Source organism: Sulfurimonas hongkongensis (genome assembly GCF_000445475.1).
GTDB classification, from domain to species: Bacteria; Campylobacterota; Campylobacteria; order Campylobacterales; family Sulfurimonadaceae; genus Sulfurimonas; species Sulfurimonas hongkongensis.
In genome coordinates this window covers 49,119-66,942 of sequence record NZ_AUPZ01000002.1, presented here as the reverse complement: position 1 = coordinate 66,942, position 17,824 = coordinate 49,119, and the positions used below count along the sequence as shown (strand labels likewise).

Genomic DNA, 17,824 nt, shown 5'->3' with positions numbered 1-17,824 from the left:
GATGAAGATATCAGAAATAGCTACCATCATTGGAGTTGATTTTAACCAAGAAGACTTTGAAATTACAGGCATAAACACTCTCAAATCTGCCTCAAAAACAGAACTCTCTTTTGTGTCAAACTCAAAGTATATAAATGATATAAAAGACTCAAAAGCGAGGGCTATAATAGTTGATGCTAACACAAAAGAGTTTGTACCAGAGAACTCTATAGCTTTGGTAGTAGAATCTCCTTATTGGGAGATGGCAAAACTTTCAAAGTATTTTGCTCCTAGTATAGAAGATGAAACACTTCCAGAGCCAAAGATAGGCGAGGGTAGTAAAGTATCGCCTAAAGCTGAAATAGCAAAAGGTGCTACTATTGGTGAGAACTGTACTATTATGGCTCATGTATATATAGGTGCAAATGTTACCATAGGTGATAATACTACTCTTCATCCAAGTGTTTGTATCTATAGAGATTGTAAAGTTGGAAGTGATTGTATTATACATGCAAATACAACCATAGGAAGTGATGGTTTTGGTTTTGCTACTTCAAAGCTAGGTGAGCATAAAAAGATATATCAAAATGGAAATGTAGTTATAGAAGATAGTGTTGAAATTGGAAGTTCTACTGCGATAGATAGGGCTGCTTTTGGAACTACTCTTATAAAAAAAGGCGTTAGGATTGACAACCTTGTTCAAGTCGGTCACAACTGCGAGATAGGTGAGTATAGCGTTTTAGTCTCACAAGCTGGTATTGCAGGATCTACTAAGATGGGTAGAAATGTTGTAATGGGCGGACAAAGTGCAATAGCTGGGCATCTTGAGATTGCAGCATTTACAACTATGGCCGCAAGAAGTGGGGTTACAAAAAGCATCAAAGAGAGCGGCTTGACATTTGCTGGTTTTCCTTTGATGGAACATAGATTGTGGTTGAAACTTCAGGCTAAACTAGCTAAACTAGTAAAATAACTTTTAAAGGATTTCAAATCATGTTAAAAACAATAGAATTAAGTGGAACAAAAAAAGGTGTTATATCTATAACTAAGCTAGAAGAGCCATATGGAGAAGATAGTGAAACAGTAGCTAGTATAGGTATATCTTTAACTGGGAAGAGTGATGCTCCAGAGTGGAAAGTTCATATACCACTAGATAATTTAGATGAAGTTATAGAAGCACTTAAAGCTCTAAAATAAAGAGTTTTCACTCAATCCCATGCTCTGTCTATATAACAACTCACTCTCGACTAGTGCTTTAATCACTCTGGCTTCCACGCTCCACGTGTGAGCCTATATATGTACAACAACTAAGATATATATATGAGTTCCAACGCAGAGCATTGGAACTAGTGGATAATTTTTATTTTCTGCACTCTTTAACAAACTCTGCGATTCTAGAGATTCCTGTACGAATAGTACCTATATCAGTTGCAAAGCTCATTCTAAAGTAACCCTCGCTTCCAAAAGCTATACCTGGAACTACAGCTACAAGTTTTTTATCAAGCAAATCTTTTGAAAATGCAAGTGAATCAGAGCTAACCTCTTTGATATTGACAAACAAGTAAAATGCACCATCAGGCTTTACAACACTAAGTCCATCTATCTTGTTTATAAGCTCGTAGGCTTCATCTCTTCGTTTAATGAACTCTAATCTCATCATCTCAATGTCTGCATCAGCACTTCCATCAAGACCTGCAATAGCGGCTTTTTGAGTTATAGTATTGATGTTTGACGTACTTTGACTTTGTAACTTTTTAGTAGCTTTTATAAGCTCAGTATCATGTGCAGCCATATAACCAAATCTCCAACCAGTCATTGCTACTGACTTGCTTAGTCCGTTAATGGTTACAGTTCTTTTAAACATATCCTCACTAACAGCCGCACAAGATGTAAAGGTACCATCAAAGGTGAGTTTTTCATACATCTCATCAGAAGCAACTATGATATCAGTACCTTCTAAGACCTTACCTAAAGCTATAAGTTCATCTTTTGAGTAGATGGAGCCAGTAGGGTTTGATGGAGTAGTTAATACTAATATCTTTGTTTTTGAAGTAATAGCAGCGCTGAGTTGCTCTGGAGTTATTTTAAAAGATGTTTCATCACTAGTCTCTATCTCAACTACATCCCCACCGCAATACTTAACCAATTCAGGATAAGTAACCCAATAAGGTGCAGGGATAATAACTTCATCGCCTTTTTGTATGGTTGCACTAAAGAGGTTAAAAAGAGAGTGTTTAGCACCATTGCTTGTGATAATTTGGTTTGGTGCGTATGTAAGATTATTGTCTTTTTTTAACTTATTAGCTATCGCTTGTCTTAACTCAACTATACCATCAACAGCAGTATATTTTGTAAAACCTTCATTTATTGCGGCAATTGCAGCATCGTTGATAACTTTAGGTGTATTAAAATCAGGCTCTCCAGCAGAAAAGCTAAGGATATCTTTCCCCTGGGCTTTTAACTCTTGTGCTAAGGTAGTAATAGCAATAGTAATAGATTCAGAAAGTGTGTTGACGCGGTCAGTTAGCATAAGTGCATTCCTTGCAATAAAATATTGATGCAATTATACTAAAAATATAATATATATAGCTTAGTTTTTCATAGCTTTTATAAAGGATTCGTAGATATTTTCTAGTTCTAAATCTTCTTCTAGAACATTTTTATTGTCAACAACTAAGATATGTTCTAGTATAGCAACTCTCTTTAGAAGATACTCAAACATCTCTTTGTTGATATCTGGAAGCAAGTTATGCATAAATGGATCTTTACATCTTCCTTTTTGAATAACATGAGCAGGGATACCAATAGCAGTAGAGCAATCAGGAACCTCTCTAACGACCACAGAGTTAGCACCTATTTTTGAATACTCTCCGATAGTAATATTACCTAATATCTTGGCTCCAGCGCCGATAACTACACCTTTTTTAATAGTGGGATGTCGCTTTCCTTGAACTAAAGAGACACCACCTAGGGTTACTCCCTGATATATCAAAACATCACTCTCTATAACACTAGTCTCTCCTATAACAACACCAGTTCCATGATCTATAAAAACTCTAGGTCCAATAGTTGCAGCTGGGTGTATATCTATGTTGGTTATTATATGATTTACACCCATAATCATTCTAGAGAGTCTTTTATAGTTTGCATTATAGAGTCTGTGTGCTATTCTGTACCACGCTATTGCCCAAATGCCAGGATAATTAAAGATAAAATCTAGTTTAGAGTTAAAAGCAGGATCATTTCTATAAACATTCAAAAAATCTTCTTTAATTTCGCCAAATAATCCCATAATTAACCTTAGTTTGTAGTTCGTAGATAACCATTTTGATTTACAAAAGTTTCAAGTTTTGCAAGTGTATCATTTTTTTCTTGCTTCGAAATAAAGTCACTTTTTATCAAATCACCTTTAAGTTTATCTAAAATATCATCTTTACTATAACCGAGTGATTCTAATATCTCTAAAATGTTTTTTGATTCAACTTCGTTTGTGATTTTGTGTCCATCTTCATCTATTTCAATAGTATATTCACTAGGATGCGTAAAAAGATTGTGGTTCATTCCAAGTGTTTCTTGATAAGCTCCAACGTTAAAGAAGCCTAAAAAATAATCCTCTTCATCAAGATCAATATCATGTAAATAGAGAGGTTTATCAGGATCAAAACCTATCTCTCCATCACTATCACAAGTTATATCCCATAGAGACGCGGCTCTTAGTGGTGTTGTGTTTAGGTAGTGTAGTGGCATAACTGGGAAGTGTTGATTTAGACCCCAGTAATCTGGCAAACTTTGAAAGATAGAGGCATTTATAAGATATCTCTCTTGTAGCTTTACCTGAAGTTGCTCTAACTCATCTGTTGGGTCTGCTGACTTTAGATACAAGGCTCTTTTTATAATGTTGTGAACTAAAATCTCTGCGTTTGATCTGTCTTGAAGATCGATATAGCCTAAATCAAAAAGAGTAAGTAGTGACTCCATATGATCTAGTGCATCGTGAAGATACTCTATACAGTTTTGATTGCTAAGAAGATTATTTAGCTCTATTAGCTCATCAAGAAGAGGTGGATTTACAGGTTTAAAGTTTAAGAGTTTTTTTTGATAGTCATGCGTAAAAAGCTCTAGTACTGGAGTGACAAGAACTGCATGCGATGCTACTATAAATCTACCTGATTCTGTAAAAATATTTGGATGTTTTACATTTTTAGCATCCATTACTTGACCAAGCGAGAAGACAACTGAGCTTGTAAATTCATCTATTGAGTAGTTTCTAGCTTTTGATTTGGTATGTTGGTCATACTCTACGGCTAAACCTCCGCCAATATTTATATTATCAAGTGAGTCTGCACCCATCTTTCTAAGTTCAGCATAGATATTTCCAGCCTCTCTTAGTGCTTTTTTAAGAGGAGCTATATCTGACATTTGAGAGCCTAAATGAAAATGAACCATACTTAGATGTTTTAATAAATCTGCTTCATTTAAGAGTTTAATAGCCTCTATAATCTCTGTAGAAGTGAGTCCAAACTTAGCATCCATTCCACCACTTTTTGCCCAGATGCCACTTCCCGCACTATGAAGTCTTACTCTTATACCAATGTCAGGAACCTTTAAATTGCACTCCTGTGCCACTTCTATGATGGTCTCCAGCTCTCCTAAACCTTCGATAGTTAGAGTGATATTGTGTCCACTTTGAGCTGCAATAAATCCTAGAGTTATCATCTCCTTATCTTTAAAGCCATTTACTGTTATGTAAGCTCCAAGTGGAGTTTTACTCATGGCAAGGATTAGCTCTGCTTTTGAACCTGCCTCAAGCCCATAGTTAAATCTCCCTCCTTGCTCTGTAATAGCCTCTATAGCATGAGGAAACTGGTTTACTTTAAGAGGGAAAACAGCATTAAAACTGCCTCTATAGTTGTTTATTTTTATAGCTTTATCAAAGTAGGAGTAGAGGCTACTTATCTGTTTTTTTATAAGGTGTGGAAACCTCAAAAGCATAGGACCTCTAACATCATTTGAGCGAATTTCTTGAACAAGTTCTAAAATGGATGGCATACTTTTGTAGTTTAGTTTAACTTCATCATTTTCGATTATAAAGTTTTTATTGGACCAGATATCTAAACCAAAATCATTCATATATGTAGCTTTTGTTGAAAATATTTATCTATATCAAAATATAATTCAGAGTTTTGGCTTCTAAAGGTTAAGTTTTTTTTATCCATATCTTTGATATTTTTGATGCCCATAACAGCAGATATCATTTTCATTCCTTTAACTAGATTTAGATGATAGTTTCCTATCTCTTTTCCCTCTTTTACAACAAGATATGAGGCTCTTTTTTTCTCATCTTGTGTAGCCATTCCAACAGGGCAAACATGAGAACCAAAACCAGAGCACATTCTAGCACGAATACAGCCACCACTCATCATAAAACCTCTTGCAATTCCTATGGCATCTGCACCCATACAAAGAGTGGTTACAGCATCATCTGGAGTTAGTATTTTACCACTTGCTATTATTTTTATATCTTGACGAACATCATGTTTTTTTAGCATAGCATCTAAGATATAAAGGGCGTTGTTTGTTGTTAGACCCACTGATTCCATAAGTTCTAGTGGAGCAGTAGCGCTTCCACCTTCGCCACTATCTACTGAGATAAAATCAGGTATGTTTTTGCCATCAGCTTTTCTTTTTGCAATCTCACAAGCCAGTTCATCTACAGCATCCATATCAGAGATAACTATCTTAAAACCAACAGGCTTAAGTGAGAGTTTTTGAAGTCTCTCTACAAAGTCTAAAAGATGTTCTGTTGTATCTGCATAAGGAAATCTATTTGGTGAAAATATATCTTTTCCTTGTGGCACACCTCTGTAAAATGCAACATCAGCAGTTACTTTTGCAGCAGCTAATTTTCCACCAGTTTGTTTTGCACCTTGAGCTATTTTTATCTCAGTCATTTTACAAAACTTCATTACTTTTTGATACTTTAACTCATCAAACTTGCCACTTGCATCTCTTACCCCATAAAGACCAGAACTCATTTGAAATATCATATTTGGAATATCTTGTGGAACTTCTTTTGGAAATGACTCAAGAGGGGCATTCCAGTTTACTCGAAAGAGTACATGAGAGACTGTATCATATATATAAGTGTTTTGTGTATCTCTATTTAGTAGGGTAGTTCTGTACCATTTTAAAGCTATTGCACGATTAAATAACTTATCTCCCATTGTAAAAATAAACTCAGCCAAAGGTGTACTCTCAACTATTTCAAGATAATCACAATCATCTAGGTTTGGTTTATGAGTAAAGAGATGGTTTGAAGTTAGTGATCCCTCTCCTGTGTTTATAGTTAGATTTGTTTTAGCTCCTGCAATAGAGAAAGCTCTAACTGCTTCTGGAGAGATTGAACCATCACTCATGGCAGAGCGGATAATAGGAGTATGTGATACAAAAGGAATCTCCCTGTCTTTACCAAAAATCACACTTGTATCTTCTAGAACTTCATCTTCATTTAAAACATTTGTAGCATGTTTTATGATAAACCTTGAACCTGAAAATGGCTGAGCTACTGAGAAAGATTTGAAATTTGGCAAATCCTTTGCAGCAGTGTATACCCAGTCTATTTTATCTTTTGAGTCATAAAAAGTCTCATTTGCAAAATATTGACGAAGTGGCTCGCGAAGTGCTTCAAAGAAGTATCTAAAGCGACCAATAACTGGGTAGTTGACAAGCAGAGCATGTTTTCTCTGTATATATTTATCATAAATGAACAAAGCTATAGTAGCAAATAGACCAGCGAGTATAAAAAACTCAATAAACTCTATAAATAAAACCCAGATACTATGGAGTGTTTGCATTAAAAGTCCTCTATCTTGATAATCTCTTCTGTTTTTTCTTGCAAGTTTTTAACCCAAATTGTATCATTGTTTAACTCATTTGAACCAATGACACAACAAAATTTAGCATCTGCTTTATCAGCTGCTTTTAGATGCTTTTGTAAGTTTTTTGCTTTATAATCAAGTGTGACTTTATGAGTCTTTCTTTTACTTTGCGTAAGCTTTACAACTAGGTCAATCGCCTCTTCATCTAAAGCCCCCATATAGTAGCCTTCTCTTTGATTTTGTGGCATCTCTATAAGTTCTAGTAACCTCTCAATCCCAATAGCAAAACCAACCGCAGGAGTAGCTTTTCCATCTAAAAACTCTACAAGTCTATCATATCTTCCGCCACCAGCTATCGCACTTTGGCTTCCTATATTGTCACTTACAAATTCAAATGCAGTTTTGGAATAATAATCAAGCCCACGAACAAGATTTGTATCTATCTCATAGTTTATATCGTTATCTTTGAGTATCTTCTTTAGAGTAGTAAAGTCATCATCACAATTTTTACATAAAGAACTTATAAGCTTTGGTGCATCTCTATATATAGTCTGGCAAGTAGGATTTTTACAATCAAGAACTCTGATGGGATTGGTTTCTAGTCTACGAATACAATCCTCACAAACCCTATCTTTTACGCTTTTAACAAAGTTGACAAGATTTTGGCGATATGGTGGCATGCATTCACTACACCCTAGCGAGTTTAATTGAAGCCTATATCCGATGCCAAGGGCATTTAAGATATCGCTAACCATCATAATTATAGAGGCATCTTCATAAACACTCTCAACCCCAAAACTCTCAACTCCAAACTGATGAAACTCTCTAAGTCTTCCTTTTTGAGGTCTCTCATAGCGAAACATAGGCCCATGATAGAAAAACCTATGAATACCACCAGCTTTGTCAAGTTTCTTTTGCACAAAAGCTCTTACAACACCAGCAGTTCCCTCAGGGCGAAGACAAACATCATTGTCTCCTTTATCTATAAACTGATACATCTCTTTTGAAACTATATCGCTAGAGTCCCCAACAGAGCGTTTAAAAAGAGCAGTCTCTTCAAGTAGAGGAGTCTCTATAAAGTGATAACCATATCTTTTGGCTATGGACGTAGCAGTCTCTATAAAGTGAGTAAATCTTTGGTAATCCTCACTCATAATATCATTCATACCTCTTAGCGACTTAATCATGTAGTTCCTTGAACTTTTATATTGGAGTTAATAAATCTATGAAAGGATACCATTTTATGCTTATATGATATTTATTTTTGAGTTACTATTGGACTATTTTAAAGTATCTTAGATGATTAAATGTCCTTTAATAATAAACTATTATAATTGTTTGTTGATATATAAAAAACTTAAGGACAAGATTATGATTGAGTTACAAAAACTACCATTTGAAGAGGACGCATTGGAGCCTTTTATATCTAAAGAGACTATAGAGTTTCACTATCATAAGCATCACGCTTCTTATGTTAAGAACTTAAATGATCTTATAAAGGGTACTGAATATGACAAAATATCTCTTTCATCTATCATTCGCGATAGTGATGGAGTTATTTTCAACAACGCAGCTCAAACCTTTAACCACACTTTTTATTGGAAATCTCTATGCGCTAAGTCGACTCCGCCAAAAGGAAAACTGCTTACTAAGATAGAAGAAGATTTTGGCTCACTTGAGGCTCTAAAAGAGCAGTTTTTAAAAGAGGGTGCTACTCTTTTTGGTTCAGGTTGGGTTTGGCTCGTTCGTGAAGCAAAAGGGCAGTTAATGCTAAAGCAGACTAAAAATGCGGACACCCCACTAAGTTATGGAGCTATTCCTCTTTTTGTTTGTGATGTTTGGGAACATGCTTATTATATAGATTATAGAAACGCAAGACCAAAATATTTAGCTGAATTTTGGGAGCATATAAACTGGGAGTTTGCAGAACAAACTTATGAAGCAACAGATAATGATGTTTTTATTGCTATAGAACCATGTAATGACATACACGATCCATTTTGCCAGATACTAGATGATATGCAAAATGCAGATAGAGTTACAAGTTAGATATTAAATACTTTTAATTATCTCTTTAGTTATTGTCTCTATGTCTTTAGTTGCATCTACCACTACAAGCTCCAATTCTAGGAGCTCTGTAGCCTTTACAATGGCATCTTGAATGCTTAAGAGATACTCAACACCACGGAGTTCTATACCATCAAGCTTTTTTTGAGATAGTCTAAACTCTAACTCCTCTTTTGTAAGCTTTAGTAAAAATACTTTTTTAGGGTAGGTTCCATCTGTTGCAAATCTATTTAGATGTACAATTGCAGTCTCACTTATCTCTCCTTGAACTAAAGCGTAAGCGATCCCGCTAACAATGCTTCTATCAGAAATAATCATCTTACTAATATTTGGCTTTATGACCTCTTGGATATGTTCAGCTCTATCTGCTAAAAAGAGTAAAAATTCAGCTTTTTTACTATTTATTTGTGCACCTAAGACTATCTCTCTTATCTTAGAACCAAGCTTGGTTCCACCTGGTTCTTTTGTGATAATGGCATCTTTAAAGTGCTCTTGTAATTTTTGAATCTGTGTGCTTTTTCCAGCAGTATCAATACCCTCTATGGTTACATACATCTCTCTTTGCTCCCTATGATTTTTTGTACTTCACTAGGAATCAAGTGCTCTGTTTTTGCTTTAAACTTTAAAAGGCTTCTAACACTAGATGAACTTATAAAAGCGTGTTTTAGTTTTGGCATCAAGTAAACTGTCTCTATAGAGTCATCAAGCGAGTTGTTTAAATATCCAAGTTGCAATTCATACTCAAAGTCGCTAAGTGCACGAAGTCCACGAATAAGGATAGTCGCTCCATGTGTTTTGGCAAGCTCAACTGTTAGGTTATCAAATCCAACTACACTTATATTGTTTAGTTTTTTTGTTGATTTTTCTACCATCTCTATACGGTCTTGTAGACTAAACATAGGTTTTTTCTCATGTGACTCGGCAACAGCAATAATGACTTCATCAAAGAGTTTTAAAGCTCTCTCAATTATGTCAAAATGTCCATTTGTAATGGGATCAAATGTTCCAGGATATAGTGCGATTTTTTTCAATATTACTCCCATCTCTTATAAAGATTATGCTCAATATCAAGCAAGTCAAACCACTTGCCTACGATAAAATTTTCCATCTCTTCTAGTGTTTGTTGTTGTGAGTAGTAGGCTATAACTGGAGGAGCTATTATGACTCCAAGACGAGATAGTTTAAGCATATTTTCTAGTGCAATGGCAGAAAAGGGCATCTCTCTTGGAGCTAAGATAAGTTTTTTTTGCTCTTTTATCACAACACTCGCACACCTTGTTACTAAGTTGTCTGAGATGCCACAAGCGATTTTAGCAAGCGTGTTCATGCTACAAGGTGCTATTATCATAGCATCTACTCCAAATGAGCCAGAAGCAACACTTGCTGCTATGTCTTCATTGTCATAAATGGTTAAGTTATTCTCTTTTTGTAAAACTATATTAGAGTTTTTTGTCATAATAAAGTGTTTATCAATGTTTCTAGGAAGTAGTTTCATGGTCTTTATGCCTAGGTTTACTCCACTGGCCCCGCTTGTTGCTACTACTATTTTACGCTTCATTTTTGCCCAACATTTACTTTATCACCCCTCTATTTTTTCCAACTACTACTACTTTCAATCTTGTACCATTAGCTTTTTCAACCGTTATTGTATCACCCATTTTTGCATCTTGAAGAGCTCTTGCACTAAAAGTTATAGACATGTTTTTACTATCCATTGAAACACTTATACTTTCATTTCGTTTAACTATACGTAAAATTTCTACATCTCTTATGGTTATAGTGCTATCTTTTTGTAGATGGTGTCTACTTTGCAATGGTTTTTTATCTAGCTCTTCTATGGGTTTTGCCATGAACCTATCTAAAATTATACTCTTTTTTAATGTGTTAAGAGCTGATAGTGGAGTGGCTCTTGCTAGTCTCTTTTTTGTTGCGTAGACAATAACCTTTGCATCTACCATAAAGTTAAAGTAGATTTTTTTGTTTTTTGGTGTTTTAATACTTAATATTCCATCTTTTGCAAGATAAGCATCATCTCTCATCTTGACTACATAACTCTTTGGAAGTGATTCTATAAAGCCTCTTGTTTGAATATTTATACTATTTATCTCTATATTTTTATAGTGTCTTTGGTAGTAAAGCCTAACATGATTAACTATTTTTGAAGTGTCTATCGGGCTTGATTTTACAAACTTTACATAAGAGGTTTGAGCAACAATACCTCTATATCCATTTTCTTTTAGTACTTTTAGTAGTTCTTGTGATTTTACTCTTTTTGTATACCTGCCATCACGTATCTTATATATTTTTTTGTTCCTTGGAGCATCTTTTATAATATGAGAGATATAGATATCATCTGAGTCAACATAGTAAGTACTTTGAAGTTTTACATGCGCAAAGTTACTTGCATATATAAAACCTGTTAAAATAATGAAAAGAGTGAATATTTTAGACATTTTGTAGCTTTTTTATTTATTGTAACATATTAATTTGAACTGTAGATGCACTGATTGATAAAGTTTATTATTAAAATAAAAATAATCTGCATATTATGCTTAAGGTATTTTTTGTATACTTTTATATTAAAATTTATTTTAGAGAATGCAATGAATCCAAATCTATATATAGCAAGACAACCTATATTAAGCAATGATGAGAGCATATTCGCATTTGAGATGCTCTATAGAGACTCAAACAAGAGTTCTAATATCCAAGATGACAGAGAGGCTACGGTTGCAGTTTTGAGCAATATTTTGAATAAGTTTGGAGTTAAGAATCTCTTAGGAGATAAAAAAGCGTTCATAAAAGCCGATAAAAACTTTTTGATGCATGATGTCGTTTTTTATATACCTAAAGAGTATTTTATATTTTCACTTCAAGCTAGTATGAACCTTACAGATGAATTAAAAACAAGAATAACAGAACTAAGTGAACTTGGTTACACACTAGCCATCAACGATGTTTTACTCACAAAAGAAGTGCTTGAATCATTTAGCTCTCTACTAAAGTACGTTAGTTATATCAAAGTAGATATAAACACAACAGAACAAAATCTTGAGTTACTAAAAGATATTGAGGCACAAATTATATTTACAAAAGTTGAGACACATGAACTCTATGATAAGGCAAAAAAGTATGATGCTAAACTTATTCAAGGTTACTTTTTTGCTAAACCGAAAATTTTAGAACAAGAGAAGTTTGATCCACAAAGTCTTAGAGCAGTAGAACTTTGTAACTTTATGATGAGCGATGCTTCTATTGATGAAATAGTAGAGAAATTTGAGCAAAATCATGCTATATCTCTTCAACTCTTAAAGTATGTAAATTCAGGTTTTTTTCATTTTAGACATACAATATCTTCAATCCGTCAAGTCTTGACTCTTATGGGTAGAACACCACTTACCCAGTGGCTTATGCTTATGATGTACTCTACAAAGTCAAGTCAAAGTGAGCAGGATGGCGAAACTGCTCTTATGCAACTACTAAAATCAAGAACAGACCTCATGGTAGAGGTGTCAAAGCAACTAAAAGATACAGGCATTGAAAATCTAACATCAAAAGTCTATTTTTTAGGAGTTTTATCACTCTTAGATGCACTCTTTAATGCAAGTATTAGACGGGTTTTAGATGAATTAAATATAGACATAGAAATAAAGGACGCCATAGTAGATGGCAAAGGAGTTTTAGGCGAAATTCTTATATTTGCAAAGAGTCTTGAGGACTTCAATATAAAAGAAGTTGAGACTTTTTGCGAAAAATATAAAATAGACACTCAGTCACTTGAAGACTTGAGTTTAGAAGTTATCCGTAGTGCAAATGAGTTCGAGCTTAGTAGAACAAAAATCTCCTAAGCAGTTTGCAAGAGCTTTACAAAGTTTTTATAGCTATCTACTACTTCTTGATTTCTTCTGTTTTGGATGTAAAACTCTATAGCTTTTTTACCGAGTCTTGGGATTTCATTTTTAACAGCCCAACTACTTACGGTTCCTTCTGGAATTTCTAAAATTTCTGCAAGATTTTTTTGAGTAATGCTTAGCTCTTTACATATATCTTTTACTATGTTTCTTTTTATCTTTTTAAAAGCCTTTGGAGACGGCTGAGATACTCTCATTGCTTGTGCTTTTGCTCTTAAGATCTCTTCTCCATCAGGAGTGTTTTTTATCCAGTTTATAATGTCAGTTGAATTTAGTATCCAGTCTCTACCAGATAGACCTTTTATGATGTCATTGCAAAACTCTAAAGCATAGTTTTGTGCAAACTCAGTATCACTTAGCTGATGGAGTATTGAAAAAGCTAGTTGCATGGATGACGCACTACTATTTCCCCAGTCAAAGCCATCTTTTGATTTTTTAAAAAGCTCGTATTTCAGAGGTAGTTCTACTTCTGCATACGTTACATACCTGTTTCCAAGAAGTGTCTTATGTCCTTTAAAAACATGATTGATTCTAGTTGTCATAATTATCTCTTATAGTTTAAAAATATAGTTTTGGCTACTACTTTTAGAATCTATCTTTTTTATGCAAAAGAGAGTCCTATAAATAGTATAACTCACTATCATAAGCAAAAAAAATACCAATAACCAAACTAACATGATAATATTCCTTGATTTATTATATATTTATATCGACAAAATCTATTGAATTGTTAACATATTTGGCATTATTTTAGTACTATTATACAATTCATTTAAGGAAAAAAGATGTCACATATACAAAAGTTAGAAGAACTGCTTACAAAGAGTGTTATCCCAGATATAGATGAGAGACTTGACGAAATCTTCGAGGAGATAGCTGGTAGTAAGTCTGCAAGCGAAGATGCAAAAGAGGAGATAGAAGAGTTACGTGAGTTTAAAGAAGACTTGCAAGAGGTACTAGTTGACATACAGAGTGGCGATATGGACGAAGAAGAAGCTAAAGAACTTATAGATGACATCTTAGAGGCTCAAGAGGGCAACGAAGATGATTTTGGTTTTCTACAAGAGTAGAAAAAGAGATGGAAAAAGTAATAACTAAGGTTTTAGAGCTAAAAGTTGGAAATGTTGAGATTTCAAATCTTCAAGATAACAAAAGAGAAGTTTTAAGCTCTGGCATTAAGAAAAAACCAACACAAAAAGCCTATCTTACAAAGGTGGGTTTTAGTGAGGATGAGCAGGGTGACACGCTCCATCATGGTGGAAAAAATAAAGCTCTTTTTATATTTAGTGCGCTTACATATGAGAAAATAAATTCATATTTCAATAGTAGTTTTGATATGCACGGCGTGGCATCTTTTGGAGAAAATCTAGTTTTATCTGAAATATCTGAAAGTGATGTTTGTGTGGGCGATGTTTTTAAGATAGGCCAGGGTATAGTACAAATTACTCAACCTAGACAACCTTGTTGGAAACTAAGTGCCCATACAGAGATTAAAGATATGACAAAAGTAGTATTTCTTAATGGTTTTACTGGTTGGTATGCAAAAGTTTTAAAAGAGGGTTATATCTCAAAAGAAGATGAAGTCATTTTACAAAAAAGAGCTCATAAAAATCTTACTATTGCTAAACTAAATGAGCTTATCGTAGATCCAATGAGCGATGAAGAAGCAACTAAAGAAGCACTTTTGTGCGATGATTTAGGAAGGGCATTCTTTGCATCTCTAGCTAAGAGATATGAGCTTAGAGATAGGGATGATCAATTCTCATACTATCACACTTGAGACTTTATAAAAGATTCCATTTCACTTACTATCGCCTCTATCTCTCTTTCACCATCAACAACTCTTAAGAGATTTTTTGAGGCGTAAAAAGCTTGAATCTCAGCTAGTGGTTCGGTGTAAATTTTTAAACGATTATCAAATACTTCTGTGTTATCATCAACACCGCGAGCACGACCTAAAACTCTATCTTTTGCAGTCTGCTTGCTTACTTTTACCTCTATAACACTCACAAGTTGAAGTAAATCATCACTCTTTAAGTACTCATCAAGAGCTTCAAGCTGCTCCATACTTCTAGGATAACCATCTATAATAATAATCTCTGTAGGAGCATTTTTTATAGCGTTTGTGATAGTTTTTATGGCAATACCTATGGGAACTATAAGACCTTTTGAGATGTAACTATCTATCTCTAAACCAAGCTCACTGCCACTCGCTACTTCATCTCTAAGCAGATCGCCTGTAGAGTAGTGAGTAATGTTACTGTTAGCCTCTGCAATAAGCTGAGCATCTGTAGTCTTTCCAGAACCTGGTGCGCCGATAATCAAAAATAGTTTTTTCAAAAATAAATCCTTGAAGTTTTGATCTAACTTTTACAAAAGTTAGCTTCAGTAGCCTTAGCGGCTTTAGCGGAGTAAAGGAAATTACTTTCCTTTACGGGACTATTTTAAAGGCTTATCTCTTAATCTGATGTGAAGATCTCTAAGTTGGTTGTTGTCAACTGCACTTGGTGCTTTTGTAAGCACACAAGAAGCTCTCTGAGTCTTTGGAAATGCTATAACATCGCGGATGCTTGATTTTTTACTAATTAGCATCATAATTCTGTCAAATCCTAGTGCAAAACCGCCATGTGGAGGCGCACCAAACTTTAGAGCGTCAAGTAAGAAACCAAATTTCTCAGCCGCCTCTTCTTCATCTATGCCTAGAAGTTTAAATACCTCTTCTTGAACATCTTGCTTATGTATACGAATAGATCCACCACCTAGTTCGGTACCATTTAAGACTATATCGTAAGCTATAGACTCTATATCTTCGATATCATCTTTGTCTGTATCTTTAGGTTGAGTAAAAGGATGATGCAGAGCTTTTACTCTTCCATCTTCTATCTCAAACATTGGGAAGTCAACTACCCAAACAAACTCATAAGCATCTGGGTCCGCTAAGTTCATTTTTTCATGCTCAGCTATATAGTTTCTAAGTCTTCCCATATAGTCCCAAACGGTCTTTTTATCTCCAGCACCAAAGAAGATTACATCGCCTACTTGAAGCTCGGTTCTTGCTATGATAAGGTTTATATCATCTTCGCCAAAGAATTTTGTAAGTGGACCTTTTAGTCCATCTTCTTTCATCTGAAAGTAACCTAAACCCCCAGCACCAAACTCTCTTACAAAGTCTTCAAAACCTTTCATCTCTCTTTTTGAAAATACTAAGTCAGCACCTGGAACTTTAAGAGCTTTTATGCGGTTTGTATGTGGTTTTTTAGCTATCTTTGTAAAGATTTCATTGTCACATCTCTCGAATATATCGATAACATCTACCATTTTAAGGTCATATCTCATATCTGGCTTATCTGAACCATAAAGTTCCATAGCATCGTTGTAAGTTATGCGGTTAAACGGAGTGTTTACTTCGATATTACAAGCTTTAAACATTGCCTGTAGTAAGTCCTCCGCAACTTTTATAACATCTTCTTGGTCACAAAAACTCATCTCAACATCTATTTGAGTAAACTCAGGTTGACGGTCTGCTCTTAAGTCCTCATCACGGAAACACTTTGCTATTTGGAAGTAGCGGTCAAATCCGCCAACCATCAAGAGTTGTTTAAAGAGTTGTGGTGATTGTGGAAGTGCGTAAAACTCTCCGCTATGAACACGAGATGGAACAAGATAGTCTCTTGCACCCTCTGGAGTTGATTTTGTAAGGATTGGAGTTTCAACTTCTAAAAAGCCATTTGCATCAAGAGTATTTCTTGCCGCAATTGCTGCTTTTGAACGAAGACGAAAGGTTTCATACATTGATGGGTCACGAAGCTCTAAATAGCGATACTTTAGACGTGTCTCTTCTCCAACACTGCTATCACCAATCACAAAAGGAGTAGCCGCACTTTTGTTTTCAATCTTTAGCTCTTTTACTATAATCTCAATAGCACCAGTTTTAAGTTTAGGATTTGTCAATCCCTCTCCGCGAAGTCTAACAACACCTTTTGCTATTAAAACATATTCATCTCTAACTCCATCAGCAACTCTATGTGCATCTAAGCTATCTTCTGGGTCGCAAGTTAGTTGAATAAGTCCTGTTTTATCACGAAGGTCAATAAATATAATCCCGCCATGATCGCGATAACTATTTGCCCAACCAGTTAGAACAACCTCTTGTCCTACATTTTCTTCATTTAAATCTGTACAGTAGTGAGTTCTCAAAATATAGAGTCCTATATAAAATTTTCGCGATTATAACCAAAATAGCCTTATCGGGCAATTATTTTGTTTTTAATAGATGTTTTTGTTTAGGACATAAGTTTCTTTGCTATTTGTGCAACATGTTTTCCCTGAAAATATGCTCCTGCAAGCTCGTTTTTACTTGGATAAAAACTTCCATCAGAACCTGCAATAGTAGATGCACCGTATGGGGAGCAACCACTGATTTCATCCATAGTGCTCTGTCCTTTAAAAGTATATGGAAGACCAACAATCACCATACCATGATGCAAAAGGGTAGTGTGAAAACTAAGAATAGTAGATTCTTGACCACCATGTTGCGTGTTTGAACTTGTAAAGACGCTTCCAACTTTTCCTACAAGAGCACCTTTTGCCCACAACCCACCAGTAGCATCAAGAAACTGCCGCATCTGAGCACACATATTGCCAAAACGAGTTGGCGTTCCAAAGATGATCGCATCAGCATTACCTAGCTCTTCTACACTACATATAGGTATATGAGCTTGCTGTTTTTGTGCTTCAACTGCACCCATTTTTTCTAGTACTTCTTGAGGAAGAGTCTCAGGAACCCTGCAAAGCACAACTTCAACATTTTCAACTGACTCAATTCCCTCTATAACTGCTTGTGCTAATTTATAAACATGCCCGTACATTGAATAATAAACGACTAATATCTTCATAAAAAAACCCCTTCGCTTGCGCTATTTTAGGTATTATATATCAATCAATCTTAAATTGGCAGAAATAATAATATAATTAAGCCCTTTAATTTTA

Annotated in this window: 19 protein-coding genes; 6 read left to right on the top strand and 13 right to left on the bottom strand. The window is 34.9% G+C overall.

Features of this window, described 5'->3' with window-relative positions; translation table 11 throughout:
• The first annotated feature begins 1 nt into the window (after nt 1).
• Complete coding sequence (gene lpxD, locus M947_RS12865) at nt 2-952, top strand: UDP-3-O-(3-hydroxymyristoyl)glucosamine N-acyltransferase (RefSeq protein WP_021286431.1); 951 nt, start codon at nt 2-4, stop codon at nt 950-952.
• 20 nt (nt 953-972) lie between these two features.
• Nucleotides 973-1,176, top strand: coding sequence for a hypothetical protein (locus M947_RS12860; RefSeq protein WP_021286430.1), 204 nt, complete (start codon nt 973-975; stop codon nt 1,174-1,176).
• 163 nt (nt 1,177-1,339) lie between these two features.
• Here M947_RS12860 and M947_RS12855 read toward each other — a convergent pair whose 3' ends face one another.
• From M947_RS12855 to hisS, 5 genes are read right to left on the bottom strand one after another with little or no spacing between them, the layout of a single operon-like run.
• Nucleotides 1,340-2,509 (bottom strand): pyridoxal phosphate-dependent aminotransferase, encoded by a 1,170-nt coding sequence (locus tag M947_RS12855; protein WP_021286429.1) that lies wholly within the window; start codon nt 2,507-2,509, stop codon nt 1,340-1,342.
• A 60-nt stretch (nt 2,510-2,569) separates the two neighbouring features.
• Complete coding sequence (gene cysE, locus M947_RS12850) at nt 2,570-3,271, bottom strand: serine O-acetyltransferase (RefSeq protein WP_021286428.1); 702 nt, start codon at nt 3,269-3,271, stop codon at nt 2,570-2,572.
• Nucleotides 3,272-3,279: 8 nt separating this feature from the next.
• Nucleotides 3,280-5,109 carry a biosynthetic arginine decarboxylase gene (gene speA, locus M947_RS12845; RefSeq protein WP_021286427.1) on the bottom strand — a complete coding sequence of 610 codons (1,830 nt, stop codon included), beginning with the start codon at nt 5,107-5,109 and terminating at the stop codon, nt 3,280-3,282.
• Nucleotides 5,106-6,833: an FMN-binding glutamate synthase family protein gene (locus M947_RS12840; protein WP_021286426.1), complete on the bottom strand. Its 1,728-nt coding sequence runs from the start codon at nt 6,831-6,833 to the stop codon at nt 5,106-5,108. The genes speA and M947_RS12840 overlap by 4 nt, the downstream gene beginning before the upstream one ends.
• Nucleotides 6,833-8,044: a histidine--tRNA ligase gene (gene hisS, locus M947_RS12835; RefSeq protein WP_021286425.1), complete on the bottom strand. Its 1,212-nt coding sequence runs from the start codon at nt 8,042-8,044 to the stop codon at nt 6,833-6,835. The genes M947_RS12840 and hisS overlap by 1 nt, the downstream gene beginning before the upstream one ends.
• Nucleotides 8,045-8,228: 184 nt before the next feature.
• Between hisS and M947_RS12830 the strand changes: the two genes are divergently transcribed.
• Complete coding sequence (locus M947_RS12830) at nt 8,229-8,906, top strand: superoxide dismutase (protein ID WP_021286424.1); 678 nt, start codon at nt 8,229-8,231, stop codon at nt 8,904-8,906.
• 3 nt (nt 8,907-8,909) lie between these two features.
• Here M947_RS12830 and tmk read toward each other — a convergent pair whose 3' ends face one another.
• Genes tmk through flgA form a run of 4 tightly spaced genes read right to left on the bottom strand, consistent with a single transcriptional unit; the run spans nt 8,910 to nt 11,377 of the window.
• Nucleotides 8,910-9,479 (bottom strand): dTMP kinase, encoded by a 570-nt coding sequence (tmk, locus tag M947_RS12825; protein ID WP_021286423.1) that lies wholly within the window; start codon nt 9,477-9,479, stop codon nt 8,910-8,912.
• The gene (gene coaD, locus M947_RS12820; RefSeq protein WP_021286422.1) at nt 9,470-9,955 is read right to left on the bottom strand and encodes a pantetheine-phosphate adenylyltransferase; all 486 of its coding nucleotides are present in this window, start codon (nt 9,953-9,955) and stop codon (nt 9,470-9,472) included. The genes tmk and coaD overlap by 10 nt, the downstream gene beginning before the upstream one ends.
• Before the next feature lie 2 nt (nt 9,956-9,957).
• Nucleotides 9,958-10,482: a UbiX family flavin prenyltransferase gene (locus M947_RS12815; protein ID WP_021286421.1), complete on the bottom strand. Its 525-nt coding sequence runs from the start codon at nt 10,480-10,482 to the stop codon at nt 9,958-9,960.
• Between the two features lie 13 nt (nt 10,483-10,495).
• Complete coding sequence (gene flgA, locus M947_RS12810; RefSeq protein ID WP_021286420.1) at nt 10,496-11,377, bottom strand: flagellar basal body P-ring formation chaperone FlgA; 882 nt, start codon at nt 11,375-11,377, stop codon at nt 10,496-10,498.
• Nucleotides 11,378-11,488: 111 nt separating this feature from the next.
• Between flgA and M947_RS12805 the strand changes: the two genes are divergently transcribed.
• Nucleotides 11,489-12,772: an EAL and HDOD domain-containing protein gene (locus M947_RS12805; protein WP_021286419.1), complete on the top strand. Its 1,284-nt coding sequence runs from the start codon at nt 11,489-11,491 to the stop codon at nt 12,770-12,772.
• Here the strand turns inward: M947_RS12805 and M947_RS12800 are convergent.
• On the bottom strand, nt 12,769-13,377 hold the full coding sequence (locus M947_RS12800; protein WP_021286418.1) for a DUF6166 domain-containing protein: 609 nt from the start codon (nt 13,375-13,377) through the stop codon (nt 12,769-12,771). The two genes, M947_RS12805 and M947_RS12800, sit on opposite strands and share 4 nt — an antisense overlap.
• Before the next feature lie 243 nt (nt 13,378-13,620).
• Between M947_RS12800 and M947_RS12795 the strand changes: the two genes are divergently transcribed.
• Complete coding sequence (locus M947_RS12795; RefSeq protein ID WP_021286416.1) at nt 13,621-13,905, top strand: hypothetical protein; 285 nt, start codon at nt 13,621-13,623, stop codon at nt 13,903-13,905.
• Between the two features lie 8 nt (nt 13,906-13,913).
• The gene (locus M947_RS12790; RefSeq protein WP_021286415.1) at nt 13,914-14,615 is read left to right on the top strand and encodes an MOSC domain-containing protein; all 702 of its coding nucleotides are present in this window, start codon (nt 13,914-13,916) and stop codon (nt 14,613-14,615) included.
• Here the strand turns inward: M947_RS12790 and M947_RS12785 are convergent.
• The 3 genes from M947_RS12785 to wrbA all read right to left on the bottom strand — a co-directional run bounded on the left by M947_RS12785 (nt 14,606) and on the right by wrbA (nt 17,730).
• Nucleotides 14,606-15,175 (bottom strand): adenylate kinase, encoded by a 570-nt coding sequence (locus M947_RS12785; protein ID WP_021286414.1) that lies wholly within the window; start codon nt 15,173-15,175, stop codon nt 14,606-14,608. The two genes, M947_RS12790 and M947_RS12785, sit on opposite strands and share 10 nt — an antisense overlap.
• 99 nt (nt 15,176-15,274) lie before the next feature.
• The gene (gene aspS / locus M947_RS12780; protein WP_021286413.1) at nt 15,275-17,032 is read right to left on the bottom strand and encodes an aspartate--tRNA ligase; all 1,758 of its coding nucleotides are present in this window, start codon (nt 17,030-17,032) and stop codon (nt 15,275-15,277) included.
• 86 nt (nt 17,033-17,118) lie between these two features.
• Nucleotides 17,119-17,730, bottom strand: a complete 612-nt coding sequence (gene wrbA, locus M947_RS12775; protein WP_031347770.1) for an NAD(P)H:quinone oxidoreductase — start codon at nt 17,728-17,730, stop codon at nt 17,119-17,121.
• Nucleotides 17,731-17,824: the final 94 nt, after the last annotated feature.